Raw genomic sequence first — 19,564 nt, 5'->3', positions numbered from 1 at the left:
CGCGCGGCCAGGCGCGCCGGGCCGTGCGCCTCAAGCCTGCGGGATGCCGGCGCCGGCCTGCGCGGACAAGGCCTCCTCCAGCGCCAGGGCCGGCATCGGGCGGCCCAGCAGGTAGCCCTGCAGCATGCTGCATCCCAGCTTGGTCAGGAAGGCCTGCTGGGCCTGCGTCTCCACGCCCTCGGCCACCACCTTCAGGTTCAGCGTGCGGCCCAGCGCCACGATGGCCGATACGATGGCGGCGTCCTCCACGTCGTGCGCCAGGTCGTTGATGAAGCCGCGGTCTATCTTCAGTTCGCACGCCGGCAGGCGCTTGAGGTGCAGCAGGCTCGAGTAGCCGGTGCCGAAGTCGTCGATGGAAATGCGCACGCCCATGCCGCTTAGCGCATCGAGCACCTGCAGGCTGGCCTGCGTATCGCTCATGGCGGTGGTCTCGGTGATCTCCAGCGTCAGGCATTCAGGCTCCAGGCCGTGCCGGGCCAAGGCATCCCTGACCGACTGCACCAGCCTGGCATGCTGGAAATGCAGGGCCGAAATGTTGACCGCGACGCTCCAGCCGGTGCGCCCGGCCTGCCGCCACCGCGCCATCTGCCGGCAGGCCTCGTCCAGCACCCACTCGCCGATGGGCACGATCAGGCCGATCTTCTCGGCCAGCGCGATGAACTGGTCCGGCGGCATCAGCCCGCGCGTGGGATGCTGCCAGCGCACCAGCGCCTCCACGCCCACCACCGGCCCGTCGGGCGCCTGGAACTTGGGCTGGTAGTGCAGCACGAACTGGCCCTCCTCGACCGCCTTGCGCAGTTCCTGGCTCAAGCGCAACTGCTCGTAGGCATTGGCGTTCATCGAGCTTTCGAAAAAGCTGTAGGTGTTGCGGCCCAGCGACTTGGAGTGGTACATGGCCGCGTCGGCGTTGGTCAGCAGTGTCTCGCGATTGCCGCCATCGCTGGGATACAGGGCGATGCCGATGCTGGTGGAAACGCGCAAATCGTGGCCGTCCACCAGGAAAGGCGCGCGCAGCTCGGCCACGAGCTTCTCGGCGATGGCCGCCGCATCCGAAGGCTCGCCCACTTCGGCCACCAGCACGAACTCGTCGCCGCCCATGCGGGCCAGGGTGTCCTGGGAGCGGATCATGCCCCGGATGCGCTGCGCGCCCGCAGCCAGCAGCAGGTCGCCCACCTGATGGCCGTATGCGTCGTTCACGGTCTTGAACCCGTCCAGGTCCAGGAACATCAGCGCGAAACTGCCCCGGCTGCGCTCGGCGGCGCGGATGGCCTGATCGATACGGTCGGCCAGCAGCACCCGGTTGGGCAAGCCCGTCAGCGCATCGTGCAGCGCCAGATAGGACAGTTCTTCGTTGGCCGCGCTCAGCGAACGCGTCAATATCGAGGTGCGCTCCTGCAGGCGGGCATCGAGCACCGATACGATCAGCGCAATGGCCAGCACCGCCAGCGTGGCCACCAGGATAAGCAAGGCCAGCCAGTTGGCATCCACCCCGTCGCGCGCCGCCCCGCAGATGCTGCCCAAGGGAAACTGCGCCGCGCCCATGCCGGTGTAGTGCATGCCCACGATCGCCACGCCCATGATCACCGCCGCGCCGGCCCGCAGCCTGCGCACGCCAGGCGCGCGCCGGCGCAGCCGGAAGGCCATCCACAAGGCGGCGCCCGAGGCGCTGACGGCGATCAGCACCGACAACACGAACAGCCAGCCGATGTACTGGATGCCGGGCGACATGCGCATCGCCGCCATGCCGGTGTAGTGCATGGCGGCGATGCCCGCGCCCATCAGCAAGGCGCCCCAGGCCAGCCGCCGCCACGGCAGCGCCTCGCGGCTGGCGATCCACAGCGCCAGGGCCGAGGCGGCGATGGCGATCAGCAGCGACGCCGCCGTGATCGCCGGATCGTAGCCCAGCGGGATGGGCAGGCTGAATGCCAGCATGCCGATGAAATGCATGGACCAGATACCCACGCCCATGGCGCAGGCCCCGCCCGCCAGCCACCCGTTCGCCACCCGCCGGCTCTCTGGCCAGGCTGGATGCGGCCGGCCATGTCCAGGGCCGTGTAGGAGGCCAGGATCGCTACCGCCAGCGACAGCAGGACCAGGAAATCGTTGTATTGACCGACGTACATGGAAATTCCTGTGATGCCCGCGCGGCGGCCTTGCCTCGCGCGAAGCGGGGTCAGGCGGGCAGCAGGGGGATCGGGCGGACGCGAGCGGGCGGTGCGCCGCAAGCCTGGAAGGCAAGGCGCGCAACGTAGGCGGGCAGGTTCAAGACGGCTCCGTTCATATCAAGGGATGGCGGCGAAAGGCTGTTGCTCGCTTGCCGCGCAAACGGACCAATTGAACTCGCCTCTCCTTTTGTCTATCGGTTTGATTTGGCGCAAAGTTTAGAGCGGGGTTTTCCTGTATAGGGCACCCAAAACCGGACGCTGTTTCCCATATCGGTGGACACCAGTCGAAACCGTATGACACAGCAAGGCCCGGGGGCGGCGCACTACGCTGGAACCTCCCGCCAAGGAGAAGACGCATGTCCCCATCCCGTGAATCGGCACGGCGGCCCGGCGCGTGCGCCAGCGGCCCGCGGCAAACCCCGGGGCCGGGCCAGGCGCAGCACAGGCCGGGCCGTACCGGCAAGAAACCGTGATCCGCGCCTTGCTGTGCGTGCTGGCCGGCCTGCTTGGCGCCCTCGCCCTGCCCGGCCCGGCCGCCGCCGGCCAGGCCGCGCGCCCGGTGGTATTGCTGGAGGTCCAGGGCCCCATCGGTCCGGCCACGACCCATTACCTGCGCCGCGGCCTGGAGGCCGCCGCGCGGCTGGAGGCGGCCGCGGCCGTGATACGCATCGATACGCCGGGCGGCCTGGTGTCCTCCACGCGCGAGATCGTCCAGCACATGCTGGCTTCGCCCGTGCCGGTCATCGCCTACGTGGCCCCGGGCGGGGCCCAGGCGGCCAGCGCGGGAACCTACCTGGTCTATGCCAGCCACGTGGCCGCGATGGCGCCGGGCACCAATATCGGCGCGGCCACTCCCGTACAGCTGGGCCCGGGCCCCTCGCCCGGGCAGCGGCGGCCGACCGCGCCCGGGCAGCCGGACACAGCCCCGCCGGCCGGCGAACCCGGCGAAACAGGCCGCGACGAGGGCGGCGGGGACGGCCCGGATGCCGGCGCGCGCAAGGCCATCAACGATGCCGTCGCCTTCATCCGGAGCCTGGCCGATCTGCACGGCCGCAACGCGCAATGGGCCGAATCGGCGGTGCGCGAAGGCGCCAGCATCGCGGCCCGGCAGGCATTGGAGCAAGACGTGGTGGACATCGTGGCGCCCACCGTGGAGGAACTGCTGCGGCAGGCCGACGGCCGCCAGGCCGCCGTGGGCGGCCTGGCCGTCACGCTGGCCACCGCCGGCGCCGAACTCGTCACCGTCGCGCCCGACTGGCGCACCCGCTTCCTGGCGGTCATCACCAACCCGAACATCGCCTATGTCCTCATGCTGCTGGGGATCTACGGCATCATCTTCGAACTGATGAGCCCCGGGGCGATCTTCCCGGGCGTGCTGGGCGGCGTGGCCCTGGTCACGGCGCTGTTCGCCCTGAACCTGCTGCCGGTGAGCTATGCGGGCGTGGGACTGCTGATGCTGGGCATCGCACTGATGGCGGCCGAGGCATTCACCCCCACGCTCGGCCTGCTCGGCATAGCCGGCGCGGTCATCTTCGGCCTGGGCTCGCTGTTCATGTTCGATGGCGACCATCCGGCCTTCGTGCTGTCGCTGCCGGTCATCGTGACCGCCACGGCGGTCATGGCCGCGCTGCTGGGCATCATGCTGGCCGCCGCGCTGCGGGCCCACCGGCGCAAGGCCGAAAGCGGCGGCAATGCGCTGGTCGGCCATACCGGCCAGGTGCTTTCCTGGTCCAACGGCACGGGACGCGTGCAGGTCAACGGAGAAAGCTGGCAGGCGCGCGCGCCCGGTCCGCTGCCTGCCGGCGAGCGCGTGCGGGTCCTGGCCCGCGAGGGCCTGACGCTGACCGTCGCACCCGAGCGCCCCATCCAACAGGAGAAAGAACCATGATCATGACCTGGGTCCCGTATCTCATCATCGCCGCGCTGGTCGTGGCGGTCATCCTTTGGTCGCTGCGCATCCTGCGCGAATACGAGCGCGGGGTCGTCTTCACGCTGGGGCGCTACACCGGCGTGAAAGGCCCCGGCCTGATCGTCCTGGTGCCCTTCATCCAGCAGCTGGTGCGGGTGGACATGCGCACCATCGTGCTGGATGTTCCCAGCCAGGACATCATCTCGCACGACAACGTCTCGGTGCAGGTCAACGCGGTGGTGTATTTCCGCGTGGTCGACCCCAACAAGGCCATCATCCAGGTCGAGCGCTATCGCGAGGCCACCAGCCAGCTGGCGCAGACCACCTTGCGCTCGGTGCTGGGCAAGCACGACCTGGACGAGATGCTGTCCGAGCGGGACAAGCTCAACGCCGACCTGCAGGAGATCCTGGACCGGCACACCGACAGCTGGGGCATCAAGATCGCCAACGTGGAGATCAAGCACGTGGACATCGACGAAAGCATGGTCCGCGCCATCGCCCGCCAGGCCGAGGCCGAGCGCAACCGGCGCGCGCGCATCATCAACGCCGAAGGCGAGCACCAGGCGGCCGAACGGCTGGTGGATGCGGCCCGCGCGCTGGCCGAGGTGCCCGAGGCCATGCAGTTGCGCTACCTGTCGGCCCTGCACGACATCGCCGGGGACAAGACCTCGACCATCGTGTTCCCGATGCCGATCGACCTGCTGCGCCACCTGTCGGCGCAAGGCGGGACGGCCCGGCGCGAGCCGGCGTGAGCGATGCCGGCATGGCGCAGCGCCCGGTGCGTGCGCGGCTTCAGGCCAGGCCCGGCAGCGCCATCTGGAAGCCCGCCTTGGCCAGCTCGAACTGGCACTGCTCGAAACCGGTGGACGGCACCAGTTCGCCCTCGCGGTCGGCGATCTGGGCCATGCGCGCGCGGATCTGCTGGGCCGCGTCCTCGCGCGGGCCGATGAAAATGCCGCGCGTCATCGTGATGTGGGCCGCCTCGACGCTGCCCGCGCCCGCCAGCAGGATGCGGCGGGTGGGCGCATCCTCGGCCGCCAGGGCCAACAGCGCCGGACTGACGGCCGCCGGGTCCAGCCGCGCCAGCGCCTCGGGCGCGAGCACGCCCTCGGTCATCCCGGTGGCGGCCGTGGGCGCCAGGCAATTGACGCGGATGCCGTACTTCTCGCCCTCCAGGGCCAGGGTCTGCATCAGCCCGACCAGCGCCATCTTGGCCGCGCTGTAGTTGGCCTGGCCGAAATTGCCGTACAGGCCGGAGGACGAGGTCGTCATCACGATGCGGCCGTAGCGCTGCGCGCGCATGGTTTCCCAGACCGCCTTGATGCAATGCACGCTGCCCATCAGGTGCACGTCCATCACCAGCCGGAAGTCCTCCAGCGACATCTTGGAGAAGCTCTTGTCGCGCAGGATGCCGGCATTGTTGACCAGGATGTCGATGCGCCCCCACCGCTCGATCACGCTGGCGGCCATGTCCTGCATGGCGGCAGGGTCGGTCACGTCGCCGTCCAGGGCGATGGCCTGCCCGCCGTCGCGCACGATCTGCCCGGCCACGGCGCGCGCGGGCGAGCCCTCGTGCGATCCCGCCACGTCGTTGACCACCACGCGCGCGCCGTGCCGCGCCAGCGCCAGCGCATGCGCGCGGCCCAGGCCGCTGCCTGCCCCGGTGACGATGGCAACGCGATCCTGCAGAAACTGCTTCATGAAAACTCCCGAATGAAAGAATGGCGCGGCCTCAGAACGCCACCGCGTCCCGGCCCTTCAAGCCCAGCATGGCCCGCGCCTCGGCGGGCGTGGCGATCTCCAGCGACAGCGCCTCCAGGATGAGCCGGATCCGGCGGACCTGTTCGGCGCACGACTTGGCCAGCTGGCCGCGGGCCAGGTACAGGCTGTCCTCCAGGCCCACGCGCACATGGCCGCCCAGGATGGCGCCCATCGTCACCAGCGGCATCTGGTGGCGGCCCGCCCCCAGCACCGAAAAGCGATAGCCGTCGCGCCCGAACAGCCGGTCGGCGGTGGTCTTCATGGCCGCCAGGTTCTCCGGATCCGGTCCCATCCCCCCCAGGATGCCGAAGATGGCCTGGATGAACAACGGCCCCTGCACCAGCCCCTCGTCCACGAAATGCGCCAGGTTGTACAGGTGGCCCATGTCATAGCATTCGAATTCGAAGCGCGTGCCGCACTCCTGGCCCAGCGCCTTGAGGATGTGCCGGATGTCGCGGAACGTATTGCGAAAGATCAGGTCCTCCATGCCCTCGACATAGGGCTTTTCCCAATCATGCTGCCACCGGGCGATGCGCCGCGCGGCGGGATGGATGGAGAAGTTCATCGACCCCATGTTCAGCGAGCACATCTCGGGCTTGGCGCGCAAGGGATAGGCCAGCCGCTCCTGCAGCGTCATGCGGGTGCTGCCGCCCGTGGTGATGTTGATCACCGCGTCGGTGGCGTCGCGGATGCGCGGCACGAAGGCATCGAAGACCGCCGGGTCGGCGCTGGGCCGTCCGTCGCGCGGGTCGCGCGCATGCAGGTGCAGGATGGCCGCCCCCGCCTGGGCGGCCTCGATGGCCTGCCCGGCGATCTGCTCGGGCGTGAGCGGCAGGTAGGGGGACATGGTCGGCGTGTGGACCGACCCGGTAACCGCGCACGAGATGATGACCTTGTCTTGTCTGCTTTTCATGGGAAAACGGGCTCGATGGAAGAAATGTCCGCGACGGACGATGGGCTCATACGGCCAGCCATTGCGAAACCAGCGCCTGGTTCGCGCCCAGCTCCTGGGGGCTGCCCTCGAAGACGATGCGGCCATGCCCCATCACGCATACGCGCGTGCTGACCTTCAGCGCGATGGTCAGCTTCTGCTCGACCAGCAGCACCGACACGCCCTTGCGGTGCATGTCCTGGATGCATTCGCCGACCTGGGCCACGATCTTGGGCGCCAGCCCTTCCGTGGGCTCGTCGATGAGCATGACCAGCGGGTTGCCCAGCAGCGAACGGCAGATGGTCAGCATCTGCTGCTCCCCGCCGGACATGCTGCCGGCCTTGGTGTTGCGCCGCTCCTTGAGCCGTGGGAAATAGTCGAACATCTGCGCCATCGTCCAGCGGTGCGCGCCGGGCGCGGGCGGCTGCTCGCCCATGCGCAGGTTCTCCTCGACCGTCAGGTTGGCGAACACCTCGCGCTCTTCGGGCACGTAGGCCAGGCCGGCGCGGCAGATCGCATAGGGCCGCGCGCCGGCCAGCTCGCGTCCGCGCAGGCGCACCCGTCCGGCCGAGGGCGGGACCAGCCCCATGATCGCCTTCATGGTGGTCGAGCGGCCCGAGCCGTTGCGCCCCACCAGGCTGACCACCTCGTTGCGCGCCACCTTCAGGTCCACGCCGTGCAGGACATGGCTTTTCCCGTAGTGCGCGTGCAGGCCCTGCACGCACAGCAGCGTCGTATCCGTATCGTTCATGCATTCACCTCGTCGCCCAGGTAGGCTTCGCGCACGCTGGGGTTGGCGCGGATCTCGGCGGGCGCGCCGGTGGCCACCACCTGCCCGTAGACCAGCACGCTGATGCGGTCGCTCAGCGCGAACACCACGTCCATGTCGTGCTCGACGATCATCAGCGTGCGCCCGGCCGTGGCCTCGCGGATCAGTTCGGAGGTGTAGGCCGTCTCTTCGTGCGACATGCCCGCCATCGGCTCGTCCAGCAGGATCAGCCGGGGATCGGAGGCCAGCGTCATCGCGATCTCCAGCGAACGCTGTTCCGAGTAGGCCATCTCCCCGGCGATGGCCCGGGCCTTGGCCGTAAGCCGGACCTGTTCCAGCAGGCGCTCGGTCTCGGCGCGGATGCGGCGGTCGCGGTCGATGAGTTTCCAGAAGGCGTACTGCAGGCCGTGGGCGCGCATCACGGCCAGGCGCACGTTCTCGAACGTGCTCAGCCTGGGGAAGATGTTGGTGATCTGGAACGAGCGCGCCACCCCATGCCGGTTGATCGCCTGCGGCGAGCGGCCGGCGATCTCGCGGCCTTCGAAGCGGATGGAGCCCGAGGTGGGTGCAAGCTGGCCGGATACCAGGTGAAACAGGGTGGACTTGCCGGCGCCGTTGGGGCCGATCAGCGCATGCCGTTCGCCTTCGCGGACCTCCAGGTCCACGCCCCGGATGATCTCGGTCAGGCCGAAGGACTTGCGCAGGCCTTGCATGGAAAGGATCGCTGGATTCGGCGGGTTCATGCCAATTCCTCCTTGGCGCCGCGCACGGGGGCCACGGGCCCGCCGCCGGCCAGCCGGTCCAGCGTCCTGCGGCAGCCCCAGGCCAGCAGGCCCGCGGCAGCCAGCAGCAGCAAGGGTACGGCCCAGGTAAGCGGATCGGACGCATGCCAGGCCTGCCCGAACAGCTCCACGGGCGGCCACGGCGCCTCGGGGTCGAGCCGCAGCAGCGAGCGGTAGTCCTGCGAGAAAAGCCGCTGCAGCAGCTCGATGAGGAATACGGCGCCGGCGCTGGCCGCCGCGCCCGCCCCCAGGGCCAGCACGAACGCCGGCATGGCGCGCGGCAGGCCGTAGCGCCCGTGCAGCCGCCCGGCGGCGCCGATCAGCCCGCTCAGCCCGGTGGGCATGAACATCATCACCAGCACGAACAGGATGCCCTGGTAAAGCAGCCACGAACGCGTCAGGTCCGAGACCGCATAACCGAAAAAGGTCATCAGCGCCGCGCCCAGGGCCGGCCCCAGGAACACCTGCACGCCGCCGATATAGGCATGGAGCACCGCGGCGGCCGAGAGCGCCGGCTCGAACAGCACGTAGTTGGCCGACTCGTTGGAAACGACCTGCAGCCCGCCGGCCACGCCGGAGAACATGGCCGACAGCGCGAACACCAGGGTGGCCATGCCGTGCACGTTATAGCCCAGGAAGCGCAGCCTGTGGCTGTTCTCGCGCAGCCCCAGCGTCAGCCTGCCCAGGGGGGTGCGGGTGTACAGGTAAAGCAGCGCCAGCGACAGCAGGACCCAGCCCAGCGTCAGGTAATACACCTGCGTGGTCGAGCCGAAATCGTAGCCCCAGGCCGGCATGCGCATGGTGGACAGGCCCGCCTCGCCGCCGAACACGCCCTTCAGGTGCGGCGCCAGGGAATGCACCAGTTCGGCGATCGCCAGGGTGATCATGGCGAAGTAAGTGCCGCTGCGCTGGGTGGCGAACCAGCCGGCGATGCCGCCAAAGACCAGCCCGGCGGCAGCGCCGGCCAGCGGCATCAGCGGCGTGGGCAACAGCCCCGCCCCGCCCACTGCGTTCATCGCATGCACCGTGGCGAAGGCGCCCACGCCGAAATAGGCGGCGTGCCCAAAGGACAGCATGCCCGCCTGGCCGCACAGCAGGTTGTACGCGCTGGCGAACAGGGCCGCGATCAGCATCTGGATGGCCGCGTTGAGCAGCCCCTGCGACAGCAGGAAAGGCAGCGCCGCCAGCAAGGCCGCGCCCGCCAGGCAATAGGCCAGTGCGCTTCTCGTCGTCATGCCTTCTCTCCCATGAGGCCGCCCGGCCGCACCAGCAGGATCAGCAGCATGAGGGCAAAGGGCAGCGTGGCCGCCAGGCTGGACAGCCGCAGCGTCATCAACCCGCCCATCTCGCGCGCCCAGTCCCCGGCGCCGACCAGCGCCAGCAGGTCGGCCAGGCTGCGGTCCACCGCCACCGCCAGCGAGGTGATGATGCCGATCAGCAGCGATGCCACCATCGCGCCGGCCAGCGAGCCCAGCCCGCCGACCACGACCACCACGAACACCATCACGCCCAGCTCCAGCGCCATGTTCGGATTGGTGGTGTAGAAGGCGCCGGCCACCGCCCCGGCCAGGCCCGCCAGCGCCGCCCCGGCGCCGAAGACGCCCATGAAGACCAGCGGCACGTTGTGGCCCAGCGCCTCGGCCATGTGCGGCTTGTAGATGGCCGAACGCACCACGATGCCGACCCGCGTGCGGGTAAGCAGCAGGTAGATGGACACGAACATCGCGATGGCGATGCCGCCCATCAGCAGCCGGTAGAAGGGATACTGGGTCGCGCCGATGCTGAAGGCGGGAAAATCCAGGAACGCTGGCACGCGGTAGTCCACCGGATAGTTGCCGTAGAACAGCTTGATCGACTCGGCGATGATGAACGACAGGCCGAAGGTCAGCAGCAATTCGTGCGCATGGCCGTGGCGGTGCACCCGCCTCAGGAAGTAGCGCTCGACCGCCACGCCGATCAGGCCCACCAGCAGCGGCGCGGCCGCCACGGCCGGCCAGAAGCCCAGTGCGCCTTGCAGCGTATAGGCGAAGTAGGCGCCCAGCATGTAGAAGGAGGCATGCGCGAAATTGAGCACGCCCATCATGCCGAAGATCAGCGTCAGGCCGGCGGACACCATGAACAGCACCAGCCCGTAGACGATGCCGTTAAGCAGGGAGAAAAAAACCTGTTCCATGGTCCGGTCAGCCGGGGCGCTTCATCTGGCAGCTGGCCTGGGCCGGCGTGGAGGCCTCCTGCGCCGAAAGCAGCAGGGCCGGCGCAAAACCCATGTCCGTGCCGTCGACCTTGAGCCTGGCCTGGCGCGACACGACGGAAACCACCATCGGCATCTGCACCTGGTGATCCGCCTCGCGCATGCTCATCTCGCCCATCGGCGTCTGGATGCGCGTGGTCTCCAGCGTCCTGGCGAACTCGTTGACGTCCAGCTTGCCGTCCCGGGCCGGCGTGCGCTGGAGCGCGTCGGCCACCATCAACATCCCGAAAACCGTCTGCGGCTCGATGAATACCGGCGGGCGGCCCGTCTTGGCCCGGTAGTCGTTGACGAACTGCTCGGCATCGGCCCCGCCGGCCTCGGCGTTGAAGGTATGCACCACGAAGTTGCCTTCGGCCAGCTCGCCCGCGTTGGCAAGATTGCCCGGCTGGTCCAGGTATACCGTGCCGTAGCGCGCCTTCAGGCCGGCCGCCTTCGAGGCCTTCATCAGCAGCAGCAGGTCGTTGGACCAGTTGCCGGTCAGGACGGTGTCGGCGCCCGAGGCCGTGATCCGCGCCACATAGGGCGCGAAGTCCTGGATCCTGTTGACGTCGTGCAGTGTCTTGGCCACCACCGTGTAGCCGCCCGCCGCCTGGTTGTCCACGATGGCCTGCTCCATGTCCTGGCCCCAGGAATAGTTCTGGTTGATGGCATAGACCTTGCTGCCCAGCGCATTGGCCTTTTTCATGCCTTCGACCAGCGCCTTGGCGCGGACCTGCGCATTGCTGGCAAAGCGGAAGTGATAAAAGTTGCACTTCTGGCCGGTCAGCTCCAGGGCCTCGGCGCCCATGTTGATGTAGACCATCTCCTTGCCCGGGTTGCGCAGGTTGTGCTTGCGCACGTCTTCGGTGATCTGGCCGCCGATGGCCGAGGAAGCGCCCTGCACGATCAGCTGCACGCCGTCGGCGGCCGCGGCCTTGAGCTTGTCCGCGGCGCCGGCCGGGCCGCCCTGGTTGTCGTACTCCAGCAGCTGCACCGGCTCGCCGTTCCACCCGCCCGCCGCGTTGATCCGGTCCACGGCATAGCGCACCGCCGCGCGATAGGCCTGGCCCGAGGACGCCTGCGGGCCCGACAGGGTCTCCACCAGGCCGATCTTGACCGGCGCCGCCGCCGCGGGGAAGGCGCACAAGGCGGCCGCCGCGCAGGCGCCGGCCAGGGTGGAAAAGTCGATCTTGTTCATGGTCTGTCTCCGTATTCTTGAATGAAAAATTGCCATTGGCAGGCCGTCCCCGCCCTACAGGTACTCCATGTTCCCGTCCACGCTGATCGCCTGGCCCGTGATATTGCGCGCCGCCGGCGAGCAAAGGAACAGCGCCGTGGCCGCGACGTCCTGGGCCGTGACCATGCGGCGCAGCGAAATCTTCTGCAGGTACTGCTCGCGCATGGCGTGTGCCGGCACGCCGGCGGCGGCGGCGCGCGCGCCGATCACGCCGTTCATGCGCTCGCCCTCCACCGTGCCGGGCAGGATGGCGTTGACGCGCACCCCGTGCGGGCCCAGCTCGATGGCCAGCGATTTCATGAAACCCACCACCGCCCACTTGGTGGATGCATAGGGGGTGCGCAAGGCATAGCCCAGCCGGCCCGCCACCGAACTCATGGCGATCAGGCAGGGATTGCTGTCCGAGGCCTTCAGCAGCGGAACGGCGCGGCTGGCGAAATAGAAATGGCTGTTCAGGTTCACGTCGACCGTGCGGGCCCAATCGCCGTCGCGCAACTGCTCGATGGGGCCGGTGGGCCCGGCGATGCCCACGTTGTTGACCAGCACGTCCAGGCCGCCCAGCGCGTTGCGCACGTCGCCGAAGACCGCGTCCACGTCGCGCGGCACCGAGGCGTCCGCCGTGCTCGTGGTGATCCCGGGCGCCTCGGCGGCCAGCCGGTCCAGCGCTGCGCGGTCGATATCGCACACGTGGACCCGCGCGCCCGTCTCGCGAAAGGCGCGGGCCACGGCGGCGCCTATGCCCGCCGCGCCGGCCGAGACCAGTACGCGCAAGCCCGGCGGCGGGCGCAGCGCGTCGATGAAGCTCATGTGCACCTGCGTGTCTCCTCTTTGGAATAGAGGGCAGTGTCATGCAGGGCAGGGGCGCCTGGCTATGTGCAGCCCACACATAGCCAACCCATTATTGATATGATTAATGCACATATATCGACATCCCTCCTGCACTGCCGCGCGCCCTTATGCGGGCGCGCGCCCCGCGGCCAGCCCCATGCCCCACCCCCCGCACAGCGATAGCGCCCGCCCCGCCCCCGGCCTGCCGCCGCAGGCCGATGCCGCGTCCGTCGCCGCCGGCCTGCTCGGCCTGCTGCATGAAAACGCCCCGGCCGAGGCCTTCGCGGCCCGCCTGGCCGCCGTCGAAGGCCTGCCCGACGGGCTGCCGCACAAACACGGCCTGGTCGAACTGGCGCGCATGGCGATGGCCCTGCGCCACCGGCTGGAGCAGCACGAGGAACGCGAGCGCGGCATGCTGGCGGTAATCGAATCGGCGCAGGACCTGGCCGGCCGGCTGGACTTGTCCGAGCTGCTCAAGGCGATCGTGGTGCGCGCGCGCCGGCTGCTGCGGGCGCACCTGTGCTGGCTGACCATCTACGACGAGCCGGCCGGCGAATTCAAGGTCGTCGTTGCCGACGGCGCCATCTCCGAGCCCATCGGCCGCATGACGGCGCGCCGCAACCGCGGCGTGGCCGGCGTGGTCATGAGCACGCGCCTGCCTTTCGCCACGCCCCATTACCTGCAGGACAACCGCTTCGAACACGATCCCGCCCTGGACGACACGTTCCGCGCCGAAGGCGTGGCCGCGCTGGTCGGCGCGCCGCTGATCCGCGACGAGCAAGTCATCGGCCTGCTCTTCGTGGCGGACCGCTACCATCGCACCCACACCGCGCTGAACATCTCCATCCTGAGCACCCTGGCGACCCACGCCGCCGTGGCGATCACCAACGCCAAGGCCTTCGCCGACGCCCAGGCCGCCCTGGAGAAGGCCGACCAGGCGCGCGCCGAGCTGGAGCGCCACGCCCTGGACGTGCAGGGCGCCGTCGAGGCGCACGAGCGGCTGACCTCGCTGCTGGCCCGCGGCGCCACGCTGGGCGAGCTTTGCCTGTCCATCGCCCAGCTGCTGCACGGCAGCGTGCTGGTGCTGGACGAGGCGCACCAGGTCATCGCGCGCGCCGACGCCGCCGGCTATGCGAGCGCCGCGGCCGGCGCCTACCGGCCGCACGGCCCGCACAGCGCGGCCCTGACGCAGGCGCTACGCGAAAGCCGGCGCGCCGGGCGCTCGGCGCTGGCCTACGAAAGCGATGGCGAGCTGTGCCGCGCCATCGCGGTCATCGGCGGCGGCGGCGTCCTGGGCTCGGTGCTGCTGTTCCGGCGCGAAGACCTGAGCGACACCTCCATCCGCACCTTCGAGCGCAGCACCAGCGTCATCGGCATCGTGCTGCTCTCGCAAGAACGCATGGAGGAAAGCCGGCACCGCGACGTTTCCGAACTGCTGCAAACCCTGATTTCACCCCGCCAGGGCGAGCCGGCCCTGACGCGCGAGCGCGCCGAGCGCCACGGCCTGGACCTCTCGCAGCCCATGTCCTTGCTGCTGGTCGAACCCGCCCGGCCCGAACCCGGCTTCCTGGCCCGGCGCATGCGTGCCGCCCTGGCGCTGCCGGGCGTGGTGCTGGACGAAGTGGACGGCGTGCTGGCTTTCGTGTGCGGGGTCTCGCTTGCCCAGACGCTGGCCGATGCGTTCGGCGCCTTCGCCCGCCGCGAACTGGGCACGAACTACCTGGCAGTGCAGTCGCGCCCGGTGCACAGCGCGGCCCAGATGCCGGCGCTATATGCGTCGCTGCGTCGCGCGCTGCTTGTCGTAAGCCGGCTGGGCCTGCGCGGACGCATCATCGGGCAGAACGAGATGGCGCTGTATTCGGTGCTGTTCGAGACGCAGGACCGCGCCGCACTGCACCGGTTCCTGGACTCGACGATCGGCAGGCTCATCGAGCAGGACCGGCGGCGCGGATCGCAGCTGACGACAACCCTGCTGGCCTATTTCGACAACAAGCAAAACGCCACGGCCACGGCGTGCGGCCTGGGGATCCATGTGAATACGGTCAGGCAGCGCCTGGCCAGCGCCCAGGCCCTGGCCGGGGACTGGGACGATCCGGGGCGCGCGCTGGAGATCCATATGGCGTTGCGGCTATGGAACACCGGCCTGGCCGAGGACGGCGCCCCCCGGGCTGCCTAACCGGCGCGCCGTCCGATGGCCTGGATGATGGCGGCATTGCCAGCCGGCCTTCGCCCGCCTGCATGGATGACCAGGGAATACCATTGCTTGCCGCTCCGGCCTCCAAAAACACAAAAGGGCTAGCCGAAGATGTCAGCTAACCCTTTGATGGATATGGTCGGGGCGGCGGGATTCGAACTCGCGACCCTCTGCTCCCAAAGCAGATGCGCTACCAGGCTGCGCTACGCCCCGACGGGTTGCCGGCTGGCGATCCAGCGGCAACGGGGACACATTGTACCCCAGCGGCCAGGCCCGCCTTGGCGGCTTGCAGCCGGCCGGCGCCGCTATGTAAAGGTGAGCACGCCCGTGCGCCTTTGCAGCGCGGCCAGCAGGCTCATGGCTGCGGTCTGCGAGGTCTTGGGGTTGGCCGGATCGCTGTTGCCCGACACCACCACACTCAGGCGCGAGCCTTGCGCTTGCGCCTCGATGCGGCCTTCGTTGCCCCGCAATGCGGGGTCGGCGGCCAGTGTGACCTGGGTGCGTTCCAGGCCCAATCCGGCAAAGGCGACCGCGGCGGCAAGATTCGCGTTGCGCGGATACAGGCGCGCCGCGTCGGCCGCATTGCCGCTGAATATGACGGTACGCTCGGTCAGCGCAGGCAGGTCGAAAAGCGACTCGGCAGGGGTCCCCATCCACGCCATGGGCGGCTTGCTGGAAAGGTAATGCACGGAGTGCAGGCCCGCATAGCGCAAGGCGGCCAGGCCGTCGAGGCCGGCGATCGCGCCCACCGGAACGACCAGCCTGCCCGCCCCCGCCTCGGCGGCCTGGAGCAGGCGCGCGCGCAGGGCCTCGTCGACCAGGCTGCCCACCGAGATGACGCAGAATTCGATCCCGCTGCCCAGGATACGCTCGCCATACTGCGCGACGGCGGCATGGCCCGCGGCCTCCAGCACGATATCCAGGCCCGATGCCAGAAAAGCCTCGATATCGGTGTGCACCGCGAAACTGCCTCCAGGCAGCGGCGGCACGGTCAAGACGCGCTCCGGACGGACCAGGACGGCCGCCAGTTCGCAATCGGGCAGGCCGGCCTCGGGCCATTGCCGGATGATGGCCGCGCCGATGGCGCCGCAGCCGATGAGTCCTACACGTTTGTTCATGGGTTTCCAGAAAAGGTACGCCGGGCCTGCGCTGGCAGCGCCGCTTGCCGCACGATTCTATCCATATGCGGCGCCGTGCAGCCAGCGGAAAAACCTCCCCCTCACCGCCGCACCGCCTGCCCGCCGTCCACGATATCGGCCGTCGGATCCGCATCGCCGCCCGACAGCCCTTCCTGCTCGCCGGACGGCCCCGGCCGCGCGGGTTGCCCAGGCTCGGGCCTGCCGCTCCCCTGTACCTCGCCTTCGACCCGCAGCCGCGGCAGGCAATCCGGATACTCGTTTTGCACGAACGCAATCAGGCCCTCGCGGATCTTGCAGCGCAGGTCCCACGCCTCGCCCGAGCTGCGCGCGCTGACCAGCGCCCGCACCTGCATGGACCGCTCGCTGGTTTCCACCACCTGCAGCACGCATACCCGCCGGTCCCATTCCGGCGCCTCTTCGCACAGGCGCTGCAGGGCCTGGCGCATGGGATCGAGCGGCAGGCGGTAGTCCACCCACAGGAACACCGTGCCGATCAGCTGGGACGAGGTGCGCGTCCAGTTCTGGAAGGGGTTTTCGATGAACCACTGCAGGGGAACCACCAGGCGCCGTTCGTCCCAGATGCGGATGACCACGTAGGCGCCGGTGATTTCCTCGACGCGGCCCCATTCGCCCTCGACGATCAGCACGTCGTCCAGGCGGATGGGCTGGGTGATGGCGATCTGCAGCCCCGCGATCACGTTGCCCAGCACCGGCCGGGCCGCAAAGCCGGCCACCAGGCCCATCAGGCCGGCCGAGGCCATGATGCTGGCGCCGATCTGGCGCACGCCGGGCAGGGTCATCAGCATGGCGGCCAGCCCGATGACCAGGATAAGCAGGTTGACGCTGCGCACCAGCACGCGCGTCTGCGTCTGGATGCGGCGCGCGCCCAGGTTATCGGCCACGTCCGCCGGATTGAGCTGCACGATGCCCTCGCCCACGGCGCCGCAACAGCGGATCAGCAGCCAGGTGACCACTGCGATCAGGAGCAGCCGGGTCAGCCCCGCCAGCACCACCACGCCCGGCAGGCCGTCGGGCGCGCCCTGCAGTACCGCGTGCACCGCCATCACGACCAGCAGCCAGCGGCTGGGCTCGTAGGCGCGCTCGACCATGATCGAGAGCAAGGGGCGGCGGCGGGTCAGGCGGCGCAGGACGGTGGCGCCCAGGCGATGCACCACCAGGGCCACCACCACGGCCAGCGCCAGCATGACCAGCAGCACGGCCAGGGGATGGCGCTGCATCAACTCGGGATCCATCGGCGGCTCCTAGGCTTGGCGACAGGACGGTCTCAGCCATAAAGTTAGCCAAGCCCGGCGGCCCGGTGGGCGCTTGCAAGCCCTTTTTTACAACCCGTGCGGTTTGGTCAATGGCCGCCCAGCGAAGGCACCGCGCTGGCGACCCGCAGGCACAGGCCCTCGTATGGCTCCAGGCTGATCACCAGCTTGCCGTCCTCCTGCAGATCGCCCTCGATGCGTTCGTTGATCATGTCCACCACCGGCCCGGGCGCCACGTCGTTGAGCAGCATTTCCTCTTCGACGGGCTCGGCGCCGAAGTTCAGCGCGGTGATCTGCGTGCCCCGCCCCGCCGGCAGTTCGTGGATCATCACCAGCAGGCCGGGGGCGCTCACGTCGGGAATCGGCAACTGCCGGCTGGCCGCGATGCCATAGGACTGGCGCACCGCCAGGATGCGCCGCAACTGGCAGGCGAAGGACTCCGGATCGTTCTGCTGCGCCAGCAGGCTGCCGTACAGGCAGCGCGCGCGCGGCAGCCCCTGCGCCGACTCGGTGGCCTGCGGATCGACGTCCACCAGGTCGTAGGCCCCCCGTTCGATCCAGCGCGTGTCGCCGTCCATCATGCGCTCGGCCACGGATTCGGAAGGCAGCGGCAAGGCGCCCACCAGGTCCCAGCCCGACAGCGCGAACACGCCCGGCTGAAGCGCGTTGTACATGGCCAGCAACAGGTGCAGGCGCCGGATCTGCCGGATCTCCTCGGGACCGATCTGGTCCAGGTCGCGGATGCCCAGCGCCGCGGCCGCCACGCTGGCCGTGGTGCAGGCGATGCCGTTGGTGACGAAGCGCAGGTTGTAGGGCGCATGCTCGCCGCTCAGCCGCTCGTACAGGGTTTCGCGGATATGCTCGCGCAAGATGGCGCCCGGCCAGGTCTGGCCGCGATAGACGAAGGGCGTGTCGGCGTGCAGCGTCCAGAAATGCACCAGCTCCAGCGTCAGCTCGTCGTGGTTCTGCAGCGCATGGATCAGCGAAGCCGGATCGATGCCGAACTGGTGCACGGTGCGCAGCATCAGGCGCAGGAACTCGGTATCGCCGGTAAGCAGCGCGTGATGATAGGCCGGGCGCGTGATGAAATCGTAGGACAGGTCGGCGCCGCCCTTGGACATGGCGGCGATGTCATCCACCGTCAGGTTCAGCTCCTGGAAGCTGAAAGCCCCCGCCTTGCGGATCATGCCGCCCAGCAACTGGTTGCCGACCAGCGACAGCGGATGGCTTTCCGACCAGGCCTTGTCGTTGGGGCGCCGCTCCACGCCCAGGAAACCGTTGGCATCCAGCCGCAGGCCGCGCGCGCCCATCACGTCCAGGCTGTGCAGCGCATCGCCGATCACCAGCTGCTGCGCGGCAAAGCTCGGATCCAGCCAGTTCAGCGAAGGCTGGCCCTCCTTGAAGTAATGCAGGTAGACCCAGCGCCGGACCTTGCCGTCCACGCCCTCGATCTCGCCGGTGACGCTCCAGTCGGTTTCCTTGACGCCCGGCTCGAAAAAGATCACGCGCTGCAGCTGGCCGACGATGTAGCACTTCTCCTTGAGCACGTCCACGGTCTCGGGGCTGAGGTTGGCCGCATCGCGCCCGGGCGGCACCTCGGGCAGCAGGTGCCAGTCCTCCGGCTTGATCTCCACCATGTGATAGAGCCCGGGATAATCCTCGTAGCCCAGCTCGGCCAGCCGGAAATCGGGCCCCTTGCCCGTGTGCGAGGGAATCACGTCGTCGACGACCACCGCATTGAAGGCCGATGCCATGCGGCTGATGGCCACGAACTCTTCCTCCGTGCCAAAGCGCGGGTCTATGCCCAGGCCGATGCGGTCGAAATTGCCGTCCACGGTCGGCGTCAGGACGCGCTGGTGCAGGCCGCCCGACTGCTTGGTGGGGCCGACGTGGATGGCCTGCACGCCGATCGCCGACAGGGCCTGCCACAGCGTGGCGCTGCCCAGGGTCTTGAGCACCGACTCGCCCGGCGCGGTGATGATCGAATCCGGATAGGCCGAGAACCATACCGAGGCGATCTCCAGGGCCGGGCGCGGATTGCTTTCGGCATAGGGATGGACCCACATGCGCGCCTGCCCCCCGTAGAGCCGGGCCCGCCGGCGCGCCTGCGCCAGCATGGAGTGCTCGACCAGCCATCGGACGTATTCGGGATCGGGGGGCGGCATCGGGCTACCTGCGCACGGTTGCGGGAAACCCAGCCTAGCAAGCTTTGCGGCAAGGCTGTGCAAGCAGGCGGTAGCAGCGCGTTAGGCGCGCAAGAAAACGTGAACGCCCGGCCCTTGCCCGGCGCCAGCCGCGAGCCAGGGAAACTCCCGCCCTTCAAACATCCGGAAACAATTCAAATTGCG

The 19,564-nt window shown here is 69.1% G+C and carries 14 protein-coding genes, 1 tRNA gene and 1 pseudogene; 3 read left to right on the top strand and 13 right to left on the bottom strand.

Annotated features, from left to right (window positions below):
• Positions 1 to 30: 30 nt before the first annotated feature.
• A pseudogene (locus V8Z80_RS20025) lies at positions 31 to 2,123 on the bottom strand (putative bifunctional diguanylate cyclase/phosphodiesterase).
• A gap of 511 nt (positions 2,124 to 2,634) precedes the next feature.
• Between V8Z80_RS20025 and V8Z80_RS20020 the strand changes: the two are divergent.
• On the top strand, positions 2,635 to 4,053 hold the full coding sequence (locus V8Z80_RS20020) for an NfeD family protein (protein ID WP_336063236.1): 1,419 nt from the start codon (positions 2,635 to 2,637) through the stop codon (positions 4,051 to 4,053).
• Positions 4,050 to 4,826 carry a slipin family protein gene (locus tag V8Z80_RS20015; protein ID WP_155194252.1) on the top strand — a complete coding sequence of 259 codons (777 nt, stop codon included), beginning with the start codon at positions 4,050 to 4,052 and terminating at the stop codon, positions 4,824 to 4,826. Before V8Z80_RS20020 ends, V8Z80_RS20015 begins: the two co-directional genes overlap by 4 nt.
• 40 nt (positions 4,827 to 4,866) lie before the next feature.
• Here the strand turns inward: V8Z80_RS20015 and V8Z80_RS20010 are convergent, their stop codons facing one another.
• From V8Z80_RS20010 to V8Z80_RS19975, 8 genes are read right to left on the bottom strand one after another with little or no spacing between them, the layout of a single operon-like run.
• Positions 4,867 to 5,775, bottom strand: a complete 909-nt coding sequence (locus V8Z80_RS20010) for an SDR family NAD(P)-dependent oxidoreductase (protein WP_336063235.1) — start codon at positions 5,773 to 5,775, stop codon at positions 4,867 to 4,869.
• Between the two features lie 31 nt (positions 5,776 to 5,806).
• Complete coding sequence (locus V8Z80_RS20005) at positions 5,807 to 6,748, bottom strand: 3-keto-5-aminohexanoate cleavage protein (RefSeq protein WP_155194255.1); 942 nt, start codon at positions 6,746 to 6,748, stop codon at positions 5,807 to 5,809.
• 46 nt (positions 6,749 to 6,794) lie between these two features.
• Positions 6,795 to 7,517 carry an ABC transporter ATP-binding protein gene (locus V8Z80_RS20000; protein ID WP_155194257.1) on the bottom strand — a complete coding sequence of 241 codons (723 nt, stop codon included), beginning with the start codon at positions 7,515 to 7,517 and terminating at the stop codon, positions 6,795 to 6,797.
• Positions 7,514 to 8,278, bottom strand: coding sequence for an ABC transporter ATP-binding protein (locus V8Z80_RS19995; RefSeq protein ID WP_155194259.1), 765 nt, complete (start codon positions 8,276 to 8,278; stop codon positions 7,514 to 7,516). Before V8Z80_RS19995 ends, V8Z80_RS20000 begins: the two co-directional genes overlap by 4 nt.
• The gene (locus tag V8Z80_RS19990; protein WP_336063234.1) at positions 8,275 to 9,552 is read right to left on the bottom strand and encodes a branched-chain amino acid ABC transporter permease; all 1,278 of its coding nucleotides are present in this window, start codon (positions 9,550 to 9,552) and stop codon (positions 8,275 to 8,277) included. Before V8Z80_RS19990 ends, V8Z80_RS19995 begins: the two co-directional genes overlap by 4 nt.
• Positions 9,549 to 10,490, bottom strand: a complete 942-nt coding sequence (locus V8Z80_RS19985; RefSeq protein WP_336063233.1) for a branched-chain amino acid ABC transporter permease — start codon at positions 10,488 to 10,490, stop codon at positions 9,549 to 9,551. The genes V8Z80_RS19990 and V8Z80_RS19985 overlap by 4 nt, the downstream gene beginning before the upstream one ends.
• Positions 10,491 to 10,497: 7 nt before the next feature.
• The gene (locus V8Z80_RS19980; RefSeq protein ID WP_336063232.1) at positions 10,498 to 11,745 is read right to left on the bottom strand and encodes a branched-chain amino acid ABC transporter substrate-binding protein; all 1,248 of its coding nucleotides are present in this window, start codon (positions 11,743 to 11,745) and stop codon (positions 10,498 to 10,500) included.
• Between the two features lie 54 nt (positions 11,746 to 11,799).
• Positions 11,800 to 12,591: an SDR family oxidoreductase gene (locus tag V8Z80_RS19975; protein WP_155194266.1), complete on the bottom strand. Its 792-nt coding sequence runs from the start codon at positions 12,589 to 12,591 to the stop codon at positions 11,800 to 11,802.
• Between the two features lie 178 nt (positions 12,592 to 12,769).
• On the opposite strand from V8Z80_RS19975, the gene V8Z80_RS19970 reads away from it, so the two are divergent.
• A complete protein-coding gene (locus V8Z80_RS19970) occupies positions 12,770 to 14,788 on the top strand; it encodes a helix-turn-helix domain-containing protein (protein WP_155194268.1) in 2,019 nt (672 codons plus the stop codon).
• A 154-nt stretch (positions 14,789 to 14,942) separates the two neighbouring features.
• Here the strand turns inward: V8Z80_RS19970 and V8Z80_RS19965 are convergent.
• From V8Z80_RS19965 to treS, 4 genes are all read right to left on the bottom strand, one after another.
• A tRNA-Pro gene (locus tag V8Z80_RS19965) sits at positions 14,943 to 15,019 on the bottom strand.
• 92 nt (positions 15,020 to 15,111) lie between these two features.
• Complete coding sequence (locus tag V8Z80_RS19960) at positions 15,112 to 15,924, bottom strand: aspartate dehydrogenase (protein WP_155194270.1); 813 nt, start codon at positions 15,922 to 15,924, stop codon at positions 15,112 to 15,114.
• A gap of 101 nt (positions 15,925 to 16,025) precedes the next feature.
• Complete coding sequence (locus tag V8Z80_RS19955; RefSeq protein ID WP_336063231.1) at positions 16,026 to 17,198, bottom strand: mechanosensitive ion channel family protein; 1,173 nt, start codon at positions 17,196 to 17,198, stop codon at positions 16,026 to 16,028.
• 107 nt (positions 17,199 to 17,305) lie between these two features.
• Positions 17,306 to 19,381 carry a maltose alpha-D-glucosyltransferase gene (gene treS / locus V8Z80_RS19950; RefSeq protein ID WP_336063230.1) on the bottom strand — a complete coding sequence of 692 codons (2,076 nt, stop codon included), beginning with the start codon at positions 19,379 to 19,381 and terminating at the stop codon, positions 17,306 to 17,308.
• Positions 19,382 to 19,564: the final 183 nt, after the last annotated feature.

It is taken from the genome of Orrella sp. JC864 (genome assembly GCF_037026685.1).
Lineage (GTDB): Bacteria > Pseudomonadota > Gammaproteobacteria > Burkholderiales > Burkholderiaceae_B > Orrella.
The sequence above is the reverse complement of the archived record's forward strand: the minus strand, read 5'-3'. Positions and strand labels throughout refer to the sequence as shown.